Here is a 16599-nt window from a genome sequence, read left to right on the forward strand (position 1 = left end):
CACGCCGCAGCCGAATACCGTCATTCGTGAAACTCCAACGCTCCATCGTCAAGCACCGGGCCGCGATCCTTGCATCGATCGAGCACGGCCTCTCCAACGGCCGCATCGAATCCATGAATACCAAGATCCGGCTCATTACCCGCATCGCCTTCGGCTTCAAATCACCCGACGCCCTCATCGCCCTCGCCATGCTCAGCCTCGGCGGCCACAAACCAGTGCTCCCCGGCCGGGATTAACCCACGGTTACGACAGGAGAGCCGAGATTTTGCCGATTTGGAGCGGAAACGGATGTCTCGGGCCGGGTTTGAGCAAAATCTCCGTCGAATTGATTCGGAGCTGGGGCCGAACCCGGGCGGCAGGGGCGGCAGGGGCGGCAGGGGCGGCGCTACGCTGGCCGATCATGGGGACCTTCACCTTCGAGATCGACGAACTCGCCATCCCCGCCGCGCCGCAGGCTCCCGGCTGGGCCGATTTCGAGGCGGCAAACGGGGTGCGCAACACGGTCGAGGCGGAGGCGTATGGCACCACCGACCTGGAGCTGACCGCCGAAGAGCTCCTGCCGGACTGGCTCAAGCAGGCGTGGGAGCCCAAGCGCCTCCCCGTGGCCCGGTCCAAGGGACGCCTTGTCGGGCGCGGTCACTACGAGACCCTTCCGGAGGGTTCCGCCGAGCACGCGTGGTTGGCCGTGGAAGCGCTTCCCGAGTACCGACCGCGAGGCATCGGCTCAGCCCTCACTGCCCGGCTCGGGGCGATCGCGCACTCCGAGGACCGCAGCGTTCAGATCGTCTACGCACCATCACCGACAGCGCCGGGTGGGCGCCTTCACTCCCCCACCGGGTTCGGTTCGGTTCCGCTCGGCAACCCCGAGGTTCGGTTCCTTCAGGGCCGCGGCTACCTCCTCGAGCAGGTCGTGCGCGCCAGCCGGCATACCCTGCCGGTGGATCCCACGCAGCTACGTCGACTGCGCGACGCCGCCGCCGCGCACGCGGGTCCGGACTATGCAGTGCTGCAGTGGGTCGATCGCACCCCGCCGGAATGCTTGCCCGATCTGGCGGTGCTCTACACGCGCATGAGCACGGATGCCCCGAGCGCCGGCCTTGCCGAACCGGAGCAGCTCTAGACGCCCGAGCGCGTCATGCAGGAGGAGCAGAAGGCTGCCGCCGGCAGGCGCACGGCGTTGACCTCGGCGGTGCTGCATGGCCCGAGCGGCCACCTCGTGGGATTCACCGAGCTGGAGGTGCCGGCGGAGTCCCGCCGCTCGGTCAGCCAGGAGGACACTCTGGTGCTGCGCGAGCACCGCGGCCGCCGGTTGGGGATGCTGCTGAAGATGGCGAACCTCGAGCTGCTCGCGGCGAAGCGCCCCGGGCATCCGTCGGTGATGACCTATAACGCTGAGGAGAGCCGGCACATGCTCACGGTCAACGAGGCCATCGGCTTCGTGCCGCTTGGTTACGAGGGAGCCTGGCGCCGCGACGCCCTCTAACCCGGCCCTCCGGCCCTCGAGCCTGCCGAGCCCTGAATTTCCGAACCCTGAGTCCCAGAGCCAAAGACCCAGATCCCAAGACCCGACAACCAAAAGCCCAAAGCCAAAGCCAAAGCCAAAAAACAAAAGACCGCAAAGCCAGCAAAGAGGGCAAAGCCGGCACACGTAGCTGAGGCGAAGGGCGGCGACCGCCGAACACCCGGCCCTGATCGGCCTCGCCGGCGATCGTCAGCAGCTGCACGAGGGCATCGGCGGCGATCTGGTCCGTGGTGCGGGGGTCGTCCTGCATGCGTGTGGCCCACGCGGCTTTCGCCTTGTCGACGAAGCGCACCCCGCCGCGGCGAGGGCTGGTGATCGAGTCGAAGACGGAGAGCACGAACTCGCCGTCTTCGGTCGCGAAGAGGCCATTCAGACGCACCTTGCCGTTGCCGAGCCGGTAGACCTTCAGGAACCGGTCGTCGTGGGCCTGCTTCTCCCAGGCGGCAATGCCGGCCTCGTCGAGGCGGTCGCGCATGCGCCGCGCCAGTCTGAAGACCTGGTCCGTGTTCAGCGTCGACGCCTCGACGAGAAGCAGGGGTCAGGGCTTCGGTGAGCTTGTCGGCGGTGACCGTCGCGGCGATCTGGCCGAGACCAAAACGGATCGACTCGGCCGCGTCGACGGAGAGAGCGCCACTGGTGACCGCGCGGGCGATCGGCGCTTGCCAGGGCACCTTCGCAACGAACTCCGCGACCTCGGCGGCATCAGCGTCCGGCGACTCCACGGCCGCCTCGACGCGCGCCTGCGCCGCCTCGGCACCGGCCATCATCGTGCCGACCGAGACCAGTTTGAACGCGTCGGTCTTGGTCGAGCCCGTCACCTTTTGGATCAGCGCCTCGGGCGAGAGGAATCCCTGCTGCGCGGCCAGACCTGAATGGCCGAGTTCGAACCGGGACCGCCGGGCGATGGTCGCCGCCATCCACGCGGATCGCGTGTCGAGGAGGCGGCGGGCGGCCGCGATCTGCTTCTGACCGGCCAGCACCTCGGCGTCGGCGAGGTGCTCCTAGTCGGCGCAGGAGGAGTCCAGGCGGGCGTCGGCATCCGTTGCCGCTCTGAGGTCATCTGCGGCGGTTGTCATGGTCCGCGGTTAGCAAAGATGGTGATTGAAGTTGAGAGTTATTCACTTGATATTCAAAAGAGTTTCGTATTTTTGTTCAACAGTCAGGCTTCTCGCGGGCAGCGAGCCTCAGCGCAGCCGTTGGCATCGCGGGCAGAGGTGTGAACTGCGGTTCATGAACTGCTGCCGCACGAGCAGTGTGCCGCAGCGGGGGCACGGTAGACCCTGCCGGCCGTACGTGTTGAGGCGGTGCGAAAAATATCCGGACTGACCATTCACGTTCACGTATTGCGCATCGAAACTGGTGCCGCCCTCGGCCAGGGCCCGGTTCAGGATGCTGCGGACCGCGCCGAGCAGCGCCCGCCCCTTCGCGGGCGACAGGGAGTCTGCCGGCTGCTCGTAGTGCACCCGGGCCTCAAAAAGGGCCTCGTCGGCGTAGATGTTCCCGATGCCGCTGATCAGGGTCTGGTCGAGCAGGGCGCGCTTGATCCCGGTCTTCTTGCGGGCCAGGGCAGCCAGGAAGAGCGGCGCCGAGAAGCCCGGATCCAGCGGGTCGCGCGCGATGTGCGCCACCTGCGACGGGATCAGCCCCGACCAGCCCAGGCCCGAACCGGCTAGTCCGTCCGCCCCGGTCGCGCCGCCTGCGAGCCCGGAGTACCCGGCCGTCAGCCCGTCGCGGGTGGGCTGCATCGAGTCCACGGCCATACTGCCGAAGATGCGCTGGTCGACGAAGTTGACCCACAGCTCGCCGTGTTCCGGGTGCTCGATCTGCAAACGGATGCGCAGGTGCCGGTCCGTATCCGATCCGGGGCTGCGCAGCAGCACCTGACCACTCATTCCGAGGTGCACGACCAGGGCGCGCCCGGAATCCAGCGGCAGCCAGAGGAACTTACCCCGGCGGACGGCGGCGAGCACGCCCCGGCTCTGCAACAGGTCGGCGAAATGCCCGCTCGCGGAGTCATGGCGACGCAGGGATCGTGGCTCGAAGACCTCGACACCGACGATCACGGCGCCGGTTACGGCCGGCGCCAGGCCGGCGCGAACGACCTCCACTTCAGGAAGTTCGGGCATGCGAGCCTTTCAGCGTCACGGCCTGACAGCAGCTCAGGGAGCGCTGAGGCGCGTCCAGGCGTCGAGTGCGGCGGCCATCTCGGCGTGCTTCTTGCTCGTGCCCTCGCCGACCGCACTGACCTCACCCACGGTGACGGTGGCGATGAAGATCTTGGAGTGATCGGGTCCGCTTTCCGCGATGGAATACACGGGAACCCCGGTGCCCAGGCGAGCCGCGGCTTCCTGCAGGCTCGTCTTGGGGTCCATGGACACTCCGAAGTGCCCTGGGTCACGGAGGAGCGGCTCGATCAGGCGCAGCACGAGCGCCGTCGCCGTCTCTCCGCCGGAGTCGAGGTAGACCGCTCCGATGAGCGCCTCGACGGTGTCGGCAAGGATCGACGACTTGTCACGCCCATTGGTGAGGATCTCGCCGCGGCCGAGGCGCACGTACGCACCCAAGCCGATGCCGCGCGCGATGCCCGCCAGGGCAACGCTCGACACCAGGCTGGCCCGGCGCTTGGCAAGGTCACCCTCGTCGAGCTGCGTGTACTCCCGATAGAGCATGACCGTCACGGCCTGCCCCAGAATCGAGTCGCCGAGAAATTCGAGGCGCTCATTATTGGGTATGCCGCCGTGCTCGTACGCGTACGAGCGGTGGGTGAGAGAGAGCTCAAGCAAGGCCGGGTCGATCTGCACGCCGAGAGTCGCCAGCAAGGACGAAACCCCGGGATCGACGCTCACGAGTGCCGGCTCAGCGAGTGCGCGCCGGGCAGATGCCGACCGAAAACACTGATGCCGCGACTCAACGGAACGGGACCCTGAATCGGGACTCCCGGCATCCGTCGGCGCGGCATCAGGCGTTCGAGCACGACGAGACTAAACGTCGGCGACCTTGCGGCCCTTGTATTCCATGAACAGCGCCGTGCCGGCTGCGTCGGTGACGACCTTGGCGCGGTGCGGCAGGCTGTAGACAACTTTGCCGTTTTCCATGGTCTTGACCAGGGTGGGCGCTTCGGCCTTCCAGCAGGAACGACGTGAACGGGTGTTGGAGCGTGATTGCTTGCGCTTCGGGACTGCCATGACTACTTCTCTTCTCTATCCGTTTCAGCCTGGATGTCTTCATCCGTGCCGCTGCTTTCGGAAGCTTGGAATTCCATGAGCGCGGCCCACCGGGGATCGCGCTTTTCTTCGGGTAGGAACTCAGGGGCCTCGGCAAGCCGTTCACCGGTCTCGGGGTCGAGACCTGGGCAATCCGGCCGGCAAACCGGCTGGAACGGCAGTGACAACACCACCGCATCCCTGATCAGAGGTTCAAGATCCACGTGGTCATCTTGAACTTCACTTTCATAAGCTTCGTCTAGAGAGTACGCGAAAAGCTCGTGAAACTCGACTTGGACCGGCAATTCGACGTCGATGAGGCATCTGCCGCACTCTCCGGCGGCGATTCCGGACACCTGGGCCGACACGAGGATGCCCTCGTGCAGGGTTTCGAGGCGCAGGTTCGCGATCACGGTAGAGCCGGCCTTCACGGCGACCAGGCTCTCGCCGAGGTCTCCCGGCACGACGATTTCGAGGTGTCGTTGGTGCATGGTGCCCGGGCGGTTGATCAGGTCGCGCACATCGACCTTGTACGGGGTCTTCTTGAATCTACTCACGAGGGAAGATTCTACGCGTTCACGGCTGGGCGTCCGATTCGTCGCTCGCCGGGGCGCCAGAGCGATGCCGGCAGCAGCGTCGCCCGCACCCGCAGGCGCCGGCCCGACACCGAATGGATGCCGCGGAGCACCACGTCGAGGTCGGCCACGCGTTCCGCCGCCCGCGCGGACTGCGCGTCGTCACCCGGTCGCCCGTAGTGGCTGCGCTCCGCTCCCACGAGGAGCCGGTCGAGGGCCTCGGCCGCGGCTCCCCCGCCCGGATCGGCGCCCTCCGTAACGCTCTCGGTACCGCCTACCGAGCCGATGAGAACCCGGAGCCGCGCGGCGAGCTCGCGCGGCGTCTCGGTCTCCCGCACGAAGACGCCATGGTCCACCGCCGTGTCGCTGACCTCACGCCACGCCTCCACGGCCCCGCTCTGCCCCGACAGGAGGCCCCGGCGCCGCAGCATCCGCCGGGTCACCCGGATGAGGGCCGGCAGAAGGAGCAGCGCGAACGTCCCGAGGACGAGCAGGCCGAGACGGATGATGCCGCCGCGCGAGTCCGCGGGCGAAGAAGCGTCGGCCTGGGCGTCAGCGGCGTTCTGGCCGCCGAGGTCCTCGGGGCGCGGCGCGTCCGACGGGCCGGCCTGGCCGGAATCAGTCAGCGGCACGGTGACGGCATTGTCCTGCGTGTACGCAGGCACGGCGCCGCGGCCGGGCGTGGGCTCGAAGGGCACCCAGCCGACGCCCTCGAAGTAGATCTCCGTCCACGCGTGAAGGTCGTGGGTGTCGACGCTGTACCGGCCGACCCCGGCGACGGAACCCGACGCGGACAGCGACCCGGGCTGGTAGCCGATCGCGATCCGGGACGGGATGCCGATCGAGCGGGCCATAGCCGCCATCGCCGAGGAGAAGTGCACGCAGTACCCGGTCTTCACCTCGAGGAAGGTGCTGACGACGTCAATGCCGCCACCGTCATAGCCGGCCTCGACGGGAGCCTCGGTGTCGTAAGCGAAGTCGCTGCCGCGCAGGTAGTCCTGCAGGGCCCGCGCGGCCTCGTACGCGCTCGTGGTGCCGGCGGTGACCTCACGCGCGGTGTCGCCGATCAGGGCCGGAGTCTCGGCTGGCAGCCTCAGGCTGCGCCGGATCTCCGCCGGATACGCACCCTCGGCTTCCCGCAACTGCTCCGCCGTCGGCTCCAACGTGAGCGCGGTGACGGTGTACTCCTGGCCGCGGGTCGTGTCGCCGGGGCTCGTGATGGACCCGGTCGCCTCGTTCCAGTACCAGGCGCCGAGCAGGCCGGTCACCGAGCGGGGCGGCGCCGGGATAGGCAGCCACCGGGCGGCCAGGTTGTCGATGCCGATGGTCGTGATCGTCTCGCTCGTCTTGATATCGGGTGAGAACCCTGGCGCCAGGTCGATGTCGTCTACGGCGTTCGCGCGGCTCCTGGGCGCCTCCCCGGCGGTCCAGTTGCGGCCCGAGAATTCATCGAGTGTCAGCAGCCGAAGGTAGGGCGGCCGAGTCGCCGTGGTGCGGAAGTGCAGCACCGGTTCGGCGTCCGGCCGGCGCAGGTCCTGACCGAGGTTGATCATGGGGCTGACACCGTTGGCGAACAGCAGGCTGCTGCCCGGGCGCGCGCGCGTGAGGCTGCCCCCAGGCAAGACGGGCGTGGCGACGCTGACCACGATTGCCGCCACTATCGCGACGCTGCCCACGACGACCGCTCCCTGAGAAGAGCCGGGCACGTGGCGCCGCCCGGGCGCGACCGTGCCGGGCCCCGCTACGACCGGCGGGCCGGGCAGGCTGCCGGCTCGGCGCATCCGGATCTCGACATGGAGGAGCAGGAGGTAGGCGGCGGCCGTGAGCACGAGGGCCTCCAGGTTGGCCTCGTGGCCGAGGGCAAGCCCCGGCACGAGCAGCGGCACCAGCACGGGCAGTCCGGCGAGCGCGGGCACGCGCAGGATGACCGCGAGCGTGTCGATCAGGATCGCGATCACGCCGGCGCCGGCGCTGAGCAGGAACAGGATGCCGGCGGTCGCCTCGGCCGGCGTCGATTGCTGCTCGATGGAGACCACCCCGGAGAGCGCCAGATCGCGGAACCGGTCGATCGTCTCCCCGGTCGGGATCAGCCAGAGCCAGCCGCTTCCGGCGCCGAAGAGCAGCGTCAGGACCGCCACAAGAACCCCTAATCCAGCGAGCGACCCGAGGAAGACGGGCAGGCCGGCGCGGCGGAACCCGGCGGAACCGAGCAGGACGCCGGCGGCCGTGAACGTCATCAGCCACCACCAGCCCGTGCCCTCGAGCAGCGGCCCGAGGCCGGCGTCGGCCACGACCAATAGCAATAGGAGTGCGAACGCGAGGGGCCACTCCGCCCGCTTGAGTCGGGCCGCGCGGGCGGAGGGGTCGCGCCAAGCGGTGCGAGTGCCCTGGTCGGGAGCGGCCTGGTCGGGAGCGACCCGGTCAGACGGCGTCATTCAGGGGCCTCCTCGCGCCGATAAAGTCCTCCCAGGCACGGGGGATGTCCGGGGTCTGGTGCACGGGGATGCAGCGCCAGCCGGCCTCGCGCAGCCGGCGCACGGCATCCGTTCGCACCGTGGGCAGCACGAAGGCCACCGCGGGGCGGCTCTGGGACACGAGGTCGGCGAGCTCGGCCAGATCCCGGTCGTCGACGGCGACGAGCACCGCGAAGGTCGGCAGCAGCCCGCCGGGCACCACGAGCGTGCTGAGTTTCGCGGCGGTCCCGGACTCGGGCGTACCGGGTTCGACGGATGCCGGAGGTCCGGGCTTCACTGCGGGGCCGCCGAACGTGTACGTCTGTTCTGCTTCGTCCTCGGCGGTCTCCGCCGGGTCGGGCGGGTCCGCCGGCTTGACCCCGGCCAGCCCTTCGAGCAGCAGCGCGACTCCGCCCGGCGGCAGGAAGACGGTGGGAGGGTCGCCGCGCAGGCCGCCGCGGCCGCCGGGTCGCCCCGGGGTGGCGTTCGCCTGACCCGGGCTCGCCAGTCTGCCGGACGAGCCCGAGCTGGGACTGGACAGGCTCGGTGTGGACAGGCTCGGTCCCAGCGCAACGAGGTCGAGCCGGTAGCCGGCCGCCAGCAGGTGCACCCCCACGGATGCCGCGAGCTCGACAGCCACCTCGAACGCCTGCTCGAGGCGCGGCCCGCCGAGATCGGTGCCGCTGTCGGCACCGGCACCAGTGTCGGCACCGACGACGGTCGGGCGGCCGCGGCGTCCGCGCAGCGCGGTGTCAAGCACGAGTCGGGCTCCGGGGTTGCTCTGCTCTTCCTCCTGCCGCACCATGATCGCGCCCAGACGGGCCGTGGCCGGCCAGTTCACGCGGCGCAGCGGGTCGCCCGGCCGGTACTCGCGCGCGATCAAGGGGTCTGCGTTGTGGTTCAGGTGCCGGAGCCGCTCCGGAACGTCGCCGTCGTTCAGGGTGCCGGTGAGGCCCCGGCCGGCCAGGGCGGTCACCCGGGGCGTCACCGCCAGGTCGTGCGGCTCCCCCACGGCCCACTCGCCCGAGGCAAGGCCGAACGGATCCGAACGCCCGATCAGCACCGGGCCCGTTGCGTAGAGACCCCGCCGGGGCAAGCTGAACCGGTACTCGAACCTCACGCTGTCTGCACCGGTGTCCGGGCCGCCCTCGTAGCGGTCGAGGGCCGGCAGCGGCGTTCCGGCCGGCACGGTCAGTCCGGCGTCGCCGGCGTCCCGCCCCCGCACGGTGTCCCGCAGATGCAGGCCCGCCAGGGGCCGGGGGGAAAGGTTCCGCACCCCGAGCCCCACGACGACCTCGCCGCCGGCCGGCACGACCGGTGGGCGCAGCATCCGGGTGACGCGCAGGCGCACCGGATGGATCGAGACGTACCCGAGGGCGGCGACGGGGATGGCCAGGAGCACACCGGCGATGAACAGAAGGTCGCGCTGGTTCGTCAGCAGGGCGAGCAGCAGAAGGCCGGCTCCCGCGGCGAGGAACATCCCGCCTCGAAGGGTGACCCGGGGAAACCGGACGCGCCGCTGCTTCGCCGGCATGGCGTCAGGGATGCCCGGTGGCACCGACGGGAACGGGGGTGGCCGCCACGATCCGGCGAACGATGTCGTCGACCACCGGGCCGCTGTCCTGATGGTGGCCGAGCACCCGGCTGCTCGCCACGAGGCGGTGCCCGAGCACGGCGACGGCGAGAGAGTCGATGTCGTCGGGCAGCACATAGTCCCGGCCGTGAAGCGCCGCCTGGGCCTTGGCCGCCCGGATCAGCTGCAGTGTGGCACGGGGGCTGGCGCCCAGGCGCAGGTCGCGGTCGTCGCGGGTGGCCCGCACCAGGCTGACCGTGTACTCCTTCACCGCGGGAGAGGCGAACACCCGCTGTACGGCCGTCATCATTCCGCGCAGCTGGGCGCCGGAGACGACCGCCTCGATGCCGGCCAGCGGGCTCGACGTGTCGCGGGCATCCAGCATCATCAGCTCGGACTCGGTGTCGGGGTACCCCATCGAGATGCGTGCCATGAACCGGTCCCGCTGGGCTTCGGGAAGCGCATAGGTGCCCTCCATCTCGATCGGGTTCTGGGTGGCCACGACCGTGAAGGGCAGCGGCAGCAGGTAGGTGGAGCCGTCGACGGTGACCTGGCGTTCCTCCATGCATTCCAGCAGCGCGGACTGGGTCTTCGGGCTCGCCCGGTTGATCTCGTCCCCGATCACGATGTTCGCGAAGATGGCGCCAGGCTTGAACTCGAATCGGCGGTCCACCTGGTTGAACACCGACACGCCCGTCACGTCGGAGGGCAGCAGGTCGGGGGTGAACTGGACGCGGCTGACCGTGCAGTGCACGGACTTGGCCAGCGCCTTGGCCAGCATGGTCTTGCCGACGCCGGGAACGTCCTCGATCAGAAGGTGCCCCTGGGCCAGAAGCACCGTGAGAGCCGTCGTGACGGCCGTGTGCTTGCCGTCGATGACGGTTTCCACATTGCGGATGATCGCACGCGCCGCAGCCTCGACGGCCGGAAGGTCCATCAGGGTCTCGTCGACCGTGTCGGCGACAGGGCCGCCCACGTTCCCGGCGAGCGCCGGAACGGAAACCGAGCGCAGGGGCGACGTATTCACACGCGTGTCTTCTGCAGGAACGCCGCCACGGCCGGCGGCACATACGGGGTGATATCGCCGCCGAGCGCGGCGACCTGGCGCACCAGGGAACTGGACACGTGGGCGTTGGCCGGGTCCGGCAGCAGGAAGATCGTTTCCACGGCGGCGAGGTTGCGGTTCACGATCGCCATCGGGGTCTCGTAGGCCACGTCCACCTGTGAGCGGATGCCCTTGATCAGCACGCTTGCGCCAACCTCCGTGCAGTATTCGACGAGCAGCCCCATGCCCCAGGAGGCCACCACGATGTTGCCCGGCAGCCCGGCGTCCAGGATGGACCGCTGCAGCAGGGAAACCCGCTGGCTGATCGGCAACAGAGCCGTCTTGCCGGGGTTGTGCACGACGAGCACGTGCAGTTCGTCGAAGAGACCGGACGCCCGTTCAATCACGTCGAGATGACCCCGCGTGACGGGGTCGAATGAACCGGGGACGACGGCGATCCTGCGCATAGCGATCACCCTAGCCCCAGTGCGTGAACGGTGCCTGAGCGCGCTCCGATCCTGCTGTCAGGACTTGGTGAGCGAGGCCCGCTCCGCGTCGTCGAGGCGCCGCCGCACCGCCTCCCGCAACGCCGGGACCGATTCGAGGTGCGGGTCGTGCTCGCTCAGGCGCTGCGCATGGCCTCTGGCCTCCCCGATCAGGTCGCCGTCGGTCGCCACCCTCAGCAGGCGCAGCGAAGAGCGGCCCCCGGACTGGTTGCTGCCGAGCACATCGCCCTCCCGGCGCAGCTCCAGGTCGACCTGGGCCAACTCGAACCCGTCGAGGGTGGCAGCGACAGCCTCGACTCGCTCGCGCGCGATGGTTTCGGCCTCCGAACTCGTGACCAGGAGACAGAGCCCCGGCACGCCGCCGCGGCCCACCCGGCCGCGCAGCTGGTGCAGTTGCGAGACGCCGAACCGGTCGGCGTCCAGCACCACCATGGCGGAGGCGTTGGGCACGTCGACGCCGACCTCGATGACGGTCGTCGCCACGAGCACGTCGATCTCACCGGCCGCGAACGCGCGCATGGCCACGTCTTTCTCTTCGCTGGTCATGCGCCCGTGCAGCGGTTCGATGCGGGCAGAGGCCAGGGCCGGGTTACGACGCAGTTCGGCGAGCACCATTTCGACGGATGCCGGCGCTGCAGCCTCGGGATCGACCTCCGCGCCCTCCTCGAGCTGTTTCGGGGCGATGGCCGGGCACACCACGAAACCCTGGCGGCCCTGGGCGAGCTCCTCCGCCAGCCGGGTCCACACCCGGGTGACCCAGCCGGGCTTCTCGAACACAGGCACGACGAACGTCTCGATGCCCTGCCGCCCCTCCGGAAGCTCCGCGATCGTGCTCACGTCGAGGTCGCCGAACACGGTCATGGCCACGGTGCGCGGGATCGGGGTGGCGGTGAGCACCAGCACGTGCGGCGGCACGGCCCCCTTCAGCCGCAGCGCCTCGCGCTGGTCCACGCCGAACCGGTGCTGCTCGTCGACGACGACCAGTCCGAGGTCGAAGAACGTGACCTTGTCGCCGAGCAGCGCATGCGTGCCGATCACGATCTTGGCCTGTCCGGACACCACTCGGAGCAGCGCCTTGCGGCGCTCTGCCACCGGCAGCTGCCCGGTGAGCAGGGTGGGCATCAGCGTGCCCGCCAGCTCGGGGCCGAGCGACCGCACGATCGTGCGCAGGTGCTGGGCCGCCAGAACCTCGGTGGGAGCGAGGAAAGCCGATTGGCCGCCCGTGTCGGCGACGGTGAGCATGGCCCGCAGGGCCACGACGGTCTTGCCGGATCCGACCTCACCCTGCAGCAGCCGGTTCATCGGGTGGGTCTCGATAAGGTCGGCGGAGATCTCCGTGGCCACGCCCTGCTGGTCCGCGGTGAGGCTGAAGGGCAGGCCGGCGTCGAAGCGCTCGAGCAGGCCGCCGGACGACGCCACGCGCGGGGCGGAGTGCTGCTGCCGAGCGGCGAGCCGCTGCTGCACCAGGGCGCTCTGCAGCACGAAGGCCTCGGTGAACCGCAGGGTGTCCCTCGCACGGCGCCAGTCCGCATCGGTTTCCGGGCGGTGGATCAGCTCGAAGGCCCGGCCCTGCGGCAGCAGCCCGCGCTCGGCGCGCAGCCCCGGCGGGATCGGGTCGGGCACCGGGCCCACGCTGTCCAGCAGGATCGCGATGGACTGCGCGACCTGCCAGCTGGCCACGGTGTTGGTGGCCGGGTAGATCGCGACGGGCTGCTCGATCCAGAGTTTGGCGGCCGCGGCATCCGTGGGCATCTCGGGTTCGTCGTCGGCGCCGGGGCCGAATAGCTTGTAGGTCGGATGCGTGAGCTGCAGGTGGCCCCGGTAGTCAGTGACCTTGCCCGCGAACATTCCGCGCATGCCGGGTTGGAGCTGCCTGGCCCGCCAGGACTGGTTGAACCAGGTGAGACTGAGGATGCCGCGGCCGTCGGAGATCTTCACCTCGACGATCGACCCCTTGCGGGCTTTCATCGGGCGTTCCTCGACCGAGCGGATCTCCGCCACAATGGTCACGTTCTCGTCGAGCGGCAGCAGGCTGATCGACGAGAGCTCGCCGCGGCGGGCGTAGCGGCGCGGGTAGTGGCTGAGCAGATCGCCCACGGTGTGCGAACCGAAGGCCTTGCCCAGGGCGACGGCCGTTTTGCCGCCGACCACGGTGGCCAGCTTGCTGTCGAGGGTCACTGGGGCGAGAGTCTCCCCAGCCTCCGAATCGGTCATGTCTCGATCGTAGGCGGCACGTGCGACATGCGGCACCGCGTCGGCGCGAGTGCACCGCGACCGCGGCCGCCGACGGGCGATAAACTCGACAGGTTATGACGCGAATCGTCGCCGGGTTTGCCGGTTCCCTGCCCCTGGCGGTGCCCAAGACCGGCACCCGCCCCACCAGCGACCGTGTTCGGGAGGCGATCTTCTCCGCCCTCGACGCGCGCGACATCATCCGTGGCGCTCGGGTTCTCGATCTGTACGCCGGGTCGGGCGGGCTCGGCCTGGAGGCGGCCAGCCGGGGAGCGCGCATCGTGACCCTGGTCGAGAACAACTTTGGCGCCGCGCAGATGTGCCGCAAGAACACCGAGACCGTGCTGCGGGCGGCACCGGGGCGGGGCGCCCCGAGGATCAAGATGAGCAGCCAGGCCGTGCAGTCGTTCCTCGCGGCCACCGGCGAGGGGTTCGACCTGGTCTTCATCGACCCGCCCTACGACCTGGCCGAGACCGAGCTCGGCCACAACCTTGCCGCCCTGGCGCCGCTGCTCGACCCGGGCGCACTCGTCATCGTGGAGCGCAGTTCGCGCTCCCCCGAACCGGTCTGGGGGGCGGGCCTCGCATCCGACCGGCGCAAGGACTACGGCGACACGACCGTCTGGTACGCCTCCCCCGTGCTGCCGGCGGCCTGAGGCGGTCTCAGGCGACGGCGCCGTCCCAGCCGCGGTAGGGGTCCCAACCGGCCTGGTCGTGGGGGCGGCCATCCACCAGGACCGAGCCTGCGGCATCCGTCACCACGCCGACGGCGCGGAAGCCGGCCGGCAGCACGGCGCCCGGCGGGAAAGTGGCCAGCAGGCCGTGGTCCTCGCCGCCGCCGAGGGAACGCTCGACATTCTCGCCGAGGGCCGACCGGGCGAAGTCGATGCCCACGCCGCTGGCCCGGGCGAGGCGCCCGGCGTCGATGGCGAGTCCGTCGGACACGTCCAGCATCGCGGTCGCGCCGGCGCCGGCGGCGGCCGGACCTCGGTCGATGGGCGGCACCGGTGCGAGCTGCGCGGCGACCGCCTCAGGATGCTGCGCCCGCAGTGCGTCCGCCAGCGCAGCATCCGGAACACCGTTTTCGTCCACGGCGAGGCGGAAGAGCAGGTCCAGGCCTCGGGCGGCCTCACCGAGGCGCCCGGCCAGGACCACGACGTCGCCTGGCCGCGCCCCGGAGCGCAGCACGGGCTCGCGTCCCTCGAGGTCGCCGAAGGCTGTCACAGCGAGCGTGAGGGCGTCGGACGCGGACAGGTCGCCGCCGACGACGCCGCAGCCGGGGGCCAGCGCCTCGCAGCAGTCGCGCACCCCGTCGGCGATGCCCTCGATCACCGAGATCGGCGTCGACGGCGGGGCGGCGATCGCCACCACCAGTGCGGTGGGACGGGCCCCCATGGCGGCGACGTCGGACAGGTTCGTCGCGGCGGCCTTCCAGCCGAGGTCGTGCGGGGACGACCAGGCGAGCCGGAAATCCGGACCCTGGATCATCATGTCCGTGGTGACGACGTAGCGCCCGTCCGGGGCCCGCATCACGGCGGCGTCGTCGCCGGGGCCGAGGAGCTGGGCCGCGGAGCCCGGCAGTCGCGGGAAGATCCGGGCGAGAACCTCCCCTTCGCTCAGGTCGGCCAGCGTCGCACTCATGGGGATCATCGCGCCCGCAGAATTCGTCATGCTTCAAACGGTAGCCTGAATGCAATGACTCCCCGCATCCGTTTCCTCCACACCGGCCTCGCGCTCACGCTCGTCGCCGGTACCGTGCTCCTCACCGGCTGCACGGTGGTCGTGCCGCTGGAACCGGCCGCGGATGCCGTCAATCCCACCTGCGCCGACCTCATCGTTCGCCTTCCGACCTCGGTGGCCTCGCTTCCGGAACGTGAGACGAACGCCCAGGCCACGGGCGCGTGGGGCACCCCGAGCGCGGTCCTGTTGCACTGCGGCGTTGCCGTGCCCCCACCGACGACGCTCCCCTGCCTCACGGTCAACGGCATCGACTGGATCGAAGACGACTCGGATGCCCCGCTCTACCGCTACACCACCTACGGCCGTGACCCGGCAACCGAACTGGTCATCGACTCGGACAAGGTCAGCGGGTCCACGGTGCTCGTAGACCTGGCGCAGGCCGTGGGGAACATCCCCGCGACGGGCCAGTGCCTCGGCGCCGCGGACCTGCTGCTGCCGACCGACGGCGAGACGGTGGCGCCCGCTCCATAGCCCGCCACCCTGCCGCCCCGCCGTCCTGCTGCCCCGAGTCGACAGCTTTCGGGGGTTGCGGCCGCACGGACGAGTGCGGGTACGGAGTTGTCAAGTGTTACGTCTCATTTCGTTATGCCGCGACGTCTGGGAGCAGCGCCGCCGGCCGGCCCGTAACGTCGCTGGGGAGTCGCCGTCACACGGCGTGCGGCCTCTGATGGACGGGGACACGACATGCTTCTCACCGGACTCGGCCTGGGCGTCGCCCTGGGCTTCACCATGCAGCGGGGCAGGTTCTGCGTCACCGGCGCTTTCCGGGACCTGTGGCTCACGGGCAGCACCCGCTGGCTGACGGCCTTTCTGATCGTCATCGCGGTGCAGAGTGTGGGAGTCTTCGCCCTCGACGCTGCCGGTGTGATCACCCTCGACCCCCAGCCCTTCGCCTGGCTGGCCACGATCATCGGTGCGTTCATCTTCGGGTTCGCCATCGTGCTGGCCGGCGGATGCGCCACGGGCACCTACTATCGCGCCGGCGAGGGTCTGGTGGGCAGCTGGTTCGCCCTGATCTTCTACGCCCTCTTCTCCGCCATCTCGAAGACGGGCGCGCTGTCCGCTCCGGTCGCGGCGCTGCGCGGTATCACCGTGGAGGCTTCCACCATCCACGGCGTCCTCGGCATCTCACCGTGGGTGCTGGTCGCGGTGCTCGTTACCGGCGTCGGCCTGCTCGCCCGGCACCACCTGCGGCTGCGGTCGTCCCTGCCGGTCGCGTCGCTCCCGGCCCGCACGAGCGGCATCCGGCATCTCCTGTTCGAGAAGAAATGGGGCGCGTTCACCACCGCCCTGATCATCGCGCCGCTCGCCATCCTCGCCTGGCCGCTCAGCTGGGCAACCGGGCGCGAGTCCGGGCTCGGTATCACCGGGCCGTCCTCGAACATCGTCAACTACCTCGTGCGCGGCGATCCCCAGTTGATCGACTGGGGAGTGTACCTGGTGATCGGCATCCTGCTCGGCTCGTTCATCGCAGCCAAGGGCAGCGGCGAGTTCCGGGTGCGGCTGCCCGATGTCACCACCACCATCCGCAGCATCCTCGGCGGGGTGCTGATGGGCGTCGGAGCCAGCCTGGCCGGCGGCTGCACCATCGGCAACGGCATGGTCGACACCGCCACCTTCGGCCTCCAGGGCTGGGTGGCGCTGGTGTTCATGATCATCGGCACCGGCGCCGCGACGCGCCTCTTCATCACCGGGTCCGCGCGGGTAGGGGTCTCCCCCGCTCGCGTTCCGGCCAACCAGTAGCAACCCC

Annotated in this window: 19 protein-coding genes; 8 read left to right on the top strand and 11 right to left on the bottom strand. The window is 69.9% G+C overall.

Annotated features, from left to right (window positions below):
• From E3T25_RS00905 to E3T25_RS00915, 3 genes are all read left to right on the top strand, one after another.
• Positions 1-236, top strand: a 236-nt coding sequence (locus tag E3T25_RS00905; protein ID WP_166785919.1) for a transposase, incomplete at its 5' end; no start/stop codon positions are given.
• Between the two features lie 164 nt (positions 237-400).
• Positions 401-1120 carry a GNAT family N-acetyltransferase gene (locus E3T25_RS00910; RefSeq protein ID WP_134371595.1) on the top strand — a complete coding sequence of 240 codons (720 nt, stop codon included), beginning with the start codon at positions 401-403 and terminating at the stop codon, positions 1118-1120.
• Between the two features lie 15 nt (positions 1121-1135).
• On the top strand, positions 1136-1483 hold the full coding sequence (locus E3T25_RS00915) for a hypothetical protein (RefSeq protein ID WP_134371597.1): 348 nt from the start codon (positions 1136-1138) through the stop codon (positions 1481-1483).
• Here the strand turns inward: E3T25_RS00915 and E3T25_RS00920 are convergent.
• Positions 1419-1997, bottom strand: a complete 579-nt coding sequence (locus E3T25_RS00920; protein ID WP_241980499.1) for a hypothetical protein — start codon at positions 1995-1997, stop codon at positions 1419-1421. The two genes, E3T25_RS00915 and E3T25_RS00920, sit on opposite strands and share 65 nt — an antisense overlap.
• Here E3T25_RS00920 and E3T25_RS00925 point away from each other — a divergent pair.
• Positions 1996-2394, top strand: a complete 399-nt coding sequence (locus E3T25_RS00925) for a hypothetical protein (RefSeq protein ID WP_134371601.1) — start codon at positions 1996-1998, stop codon at positions 2392-2394. The genes E3T25_RS00920 and E3T25_RS00925 overlap by 2 nt on opposite strands.
• Positions 2395-2742: a hypothetical protein gene (locus tag E3T25_RS00930; protein WP_134371603.1), complete on the top strand. Its 348-nt coding sequence runs from the start codon at positions 2395-2397 to the stop codon at positions 2740-2742.
• On the opposite strand, the gene E3T25_RS00935 is transcribed toward E3T25_RS00930, so the two are convergent.
• From E3T25_RS00935 to E3T25_RS00975, 9 genes are all read right to left on the bottom strand, one after another.
• Positions 2707-3648 carry an Fpg/Nei family DNA glycosylase gene (locus tag E3T25_RS00935; RefSeq protein ID WP_134371605.1) on the bottom strand — a complete coding sequence of 314 codons (942 nt, stop codon included), beginning with the start codon at positions 3646-3648 and terminating at the stop codon, positions 2707-2709. The two genes, E3T25_RS00930 and E3T25_RS00935, sit on opposite strands and share 36 nt — an antisense overlap.
• Positions 3649-3681: 33 nt before the next feature.
• Positions 3682-4368: a ribonuclease III gene (gene rnc / locus E3T25_RS00940; protein WP_134371607.1), complete on the bottom strand. Its 687-nt coding sequence runs from the start codon at positions 4366-4368 to the stop codon at positions 3682-3684.
• A gap of 135 nt (positions 4369-4503) precedes the next feature.
• Positions 4504-4707, bottom strand: a complete 204-nt coding sequence (gene rpmF, locus E3T25_RS00945; protein WP_066596228.1) for a 50S ribosomal protein L32 — start codon at positions 4705-4707, stop codon at positions 4504-4506.
• A gap of 2 nt (positions 4708-4709) precedes the next feature.
• A complete protein-coding gene (locus tag E3T25_RS00950) occupies positions 4710-5282 on the bottom strand; it encodes a YceD family protein (protein WP_134371609.1) in 573 nt (190 codons plus the stop codon).
• Between the two features lie 11 nt (positions 5283-5293).
• Complete coding sequence (locus E3T25_RS00955) at positions 5294-7735, bottom strand: transglutaminase TgpA family protein (protein WP_134371611.1); 2442 nt, start codon at positions 7733-7735, stop codon at positions 5294-5296.
• Complete coding sequence (locus E3T25_RS00960; RefSeq protein WP_134371613.1) at positions 7722-9287, bottom strand: DUF58 domain-containing protein; 1566 nt, start codon at positions 9285-9287, stop codon at positions 7722-7724. The genes E3T25_RS00955 and E3T25_RS00960 overlap by 14 nt, the downstream gene beginning before the upstream one ends.
• Before the next feature lie 4 nt (positions 9288-9291).
• A complete protein-coding gene (locus E3T25_RS00965) occupies positions 9292-10263 on the bottom strand; it encodes an AAA family ATPase (RefSeq protein WP_104103531.1) in 972 nt (323 codons plus the stop codon).
• An 86-nt stretch (positions 10264-10349) separates the two neighbouring features.
• Positions 10350-10838: a pantetheine-phosphate adenylyltransferase gene (coaD, locus tag E3T25_RS00970; protein WP_104103054.1), complete on the bottom strand. Its 489-nt coding sequence runs from the start codon at positions 10836-10838 to the stop codon at positions 10350-10352.
• Positions 10839-10895: 57 nt separating this feature from the next.
• A complete protein-coding gene (locus tag E3T25_RS00975; RefSeq protein WP_134371615.1) occupies positions 10896-13091 on the bottom strand; it encodes an ATP-dependent DNA helicase RecG in 2196 nt (731 codons plus the stop codon).
• A 95-nt stretch (positions 13092-13186) separates the two neighbouring features.
• Between E3T25_RS00975 and rsmD the strand changes: the two genes are divergently transcribed.
• Entirely contained in the window at positions 13187-13765 is a 579-nt protein-coding gene (gene rsmD / locus E3T25_RS00980) for a 16S rRNA (guanine(966)-N(2))-methyltransferase RsmD (protein ID WP_134371617.1), read from the top strand.
• A gap of 7 nt (positions 13766-13772) precedes the next feature.
• Here rsmD and thiL read toward each other — a convergent pair whose 3' ends face one another.
• A complete protein-coding gene (gene thiL / locus E3T25_RS00985) occupies positions 13773-14780 on the bottom strand; it encodes a thiamine-phosphate kinase (RefSeq protein ID WP_233191531.1) in 1008 nt (335 codons plus the stop codon).
• Positions 14781-14804: 24 nt separating this feature from the next.
• On the opposite strand from thiL, the gene E3T25_RS00990 reads away from it, so the two are divergent.
• Both E3T25_RS00990 and E3T25_RS00995 read left to right on the top strand, forming a co-directional pair.
• Positions 14805-15320, top strand: a complete 516-nt coding sequence (locus E3T25_RS00990) for a DUF3515 family protein (protein ID WP_134371619.1) — start codon at positions 14805-14807, stop codon at positions 15318-15320.
• Positions 15321-15533: 213 nt separating this feature from the next.
• Positions 15534-16592 (top strand): YeeE/YedE family protein, encoded by a 1059-nt coding sequence (locus tag E3T25_RS00995; RefSeq protein WP_104103039.1) that lies wholly within the window; start codon positions 15534-15536, stop codon positions 16590-16592.
• The last annotated feature ends 7 nt before the right edge of the window (positions 16593-16599 follow it).

This window comes from Cryobacterium sandaracinum, from assembly GCF_004403415.1.
Lineage (GTDB): Bacteria > Actinomycetota > Actinomycetes > Actinomycetales > Microbacteriaceae > Cryobacterium > Cryobacterium sandaracinum.

Excerpts from the sequence above, each read along its gene's own strand:
- E3T25_RS00910 (WP_134371595.1), top strand. The coding sequence starts at position 401 with ATGGGGACCTTCACCTTCGAGATCGACGAACTCGCCATCCCCGCCGCG.
- E3T25_RS00915 (WP_134371597.1), top strand. The coding sequence starts at position 1,136 with ATGCAGGAGGAGCAGAAGGCTGCCGCCGGCAGGCGCACGGCGTTGACC.
- E3T25_RS00925 (WP_134371601.1), top strand. The coding sequence starts at position 1,996 with ATGCGCCGCGCCAGTCTGAAGACCTGGTCCGTGTTCAGCGTCGACGCC.
- E3T25_RS00920 (WP_241980499.1), bottom strand. The coding sequence starts at position 1,997 with ATGCGCGACCGCCTCGACGAGGCCGGCATTGCCGCCTGGGAGAAGCAG.
- E3T25_RS00930 (WP_134371603.1), top strand. The coding sequence starts at position 2,395 with ATGGCCGAGTTCGAACCGGGACCGCCGGGCGATGGTCGCCGCCATCCA.
- E3T25_RS00935 (WP_134371605.1), bottom strand. The coding sequence starts at position 3,648 with ATGCCCGAACTTCCTGAAGTGGAGGTCGTTCGCGCCGGCCTGGCGCCG.
- rpmF (WP_066596228.1), bottom strand. The coding sequence starts at position 4,707 with ATGGCAGTCCCGAAGCGCAAGCAATCACGCTCCAACACCCGTTCACGT.
- E3T25_RS00955 (WP_134371611.1), bottom strand. The coding sequence starts at position 7,735 with ATGACGCCGTCTGACCGGGTCGCTCCCGACCAGGCCGCTCCCGACCAG.
- E3T25_RS00960 (WP_134371613.1), bottom strand. The coding sequence starts at position 9,287 with ATGCCGGCGAAGCAGCGGCGCGTCCGGTTTCCCCGGGTCACCCTTCGA.
- E3T25_RS00965 (WP_104103531.1), bottom strand. The coding sequence starts at position 10,263 with ATGGACCTTCCGGCCGTCGAGGCTGCGGCGCGTGCGATCATCCGCAAT.
- coaD (WP_104103054.1), bottom strand. The coding sequence starts at position 10,838 with ATGCGCAGGATCGCCGTCGTCCCCGGTTCATTCGACCCCGTCACGCGG.
- E3T25_RS00975 (WP_134371615.1), bottom strand. The coding sequence starts at position 13,091 with ATGACCGATTCGGAGGCTGGGGAGACTCTCGCCCCAGTGACCCTCGAC.
- rsmD (WP_134371617.1), top strand. The coding sequence starts at position 13,187 with ATGACGCGAATCGTCGCCGGGTTTGCCGGTTCCCTGCCCCTGGCGGTG.
- thiL (WP_233191531.1), bottom strand. The coding sequence starts at position 14,780 with ATGACGAATTCTGCGGGCGCGATGATCCCCATGAGTGCGACGCTGGCC.
- E3T25_RS00990 (WP_134371619.1), top strand. The coding sequence starts at position 14,805 with ATGACTCCCCGCATCCGTTTCCTCCACACCGGCCTCGCGCTCACGCTC.
- E3T25_RS00995 (WP_104103039.1), top strand. The coding sequence starts at position 15,534 with ATGCTTCTCACCGGACTCGGCCTGGGCGTCGCCCTGGGCTTCACCATG.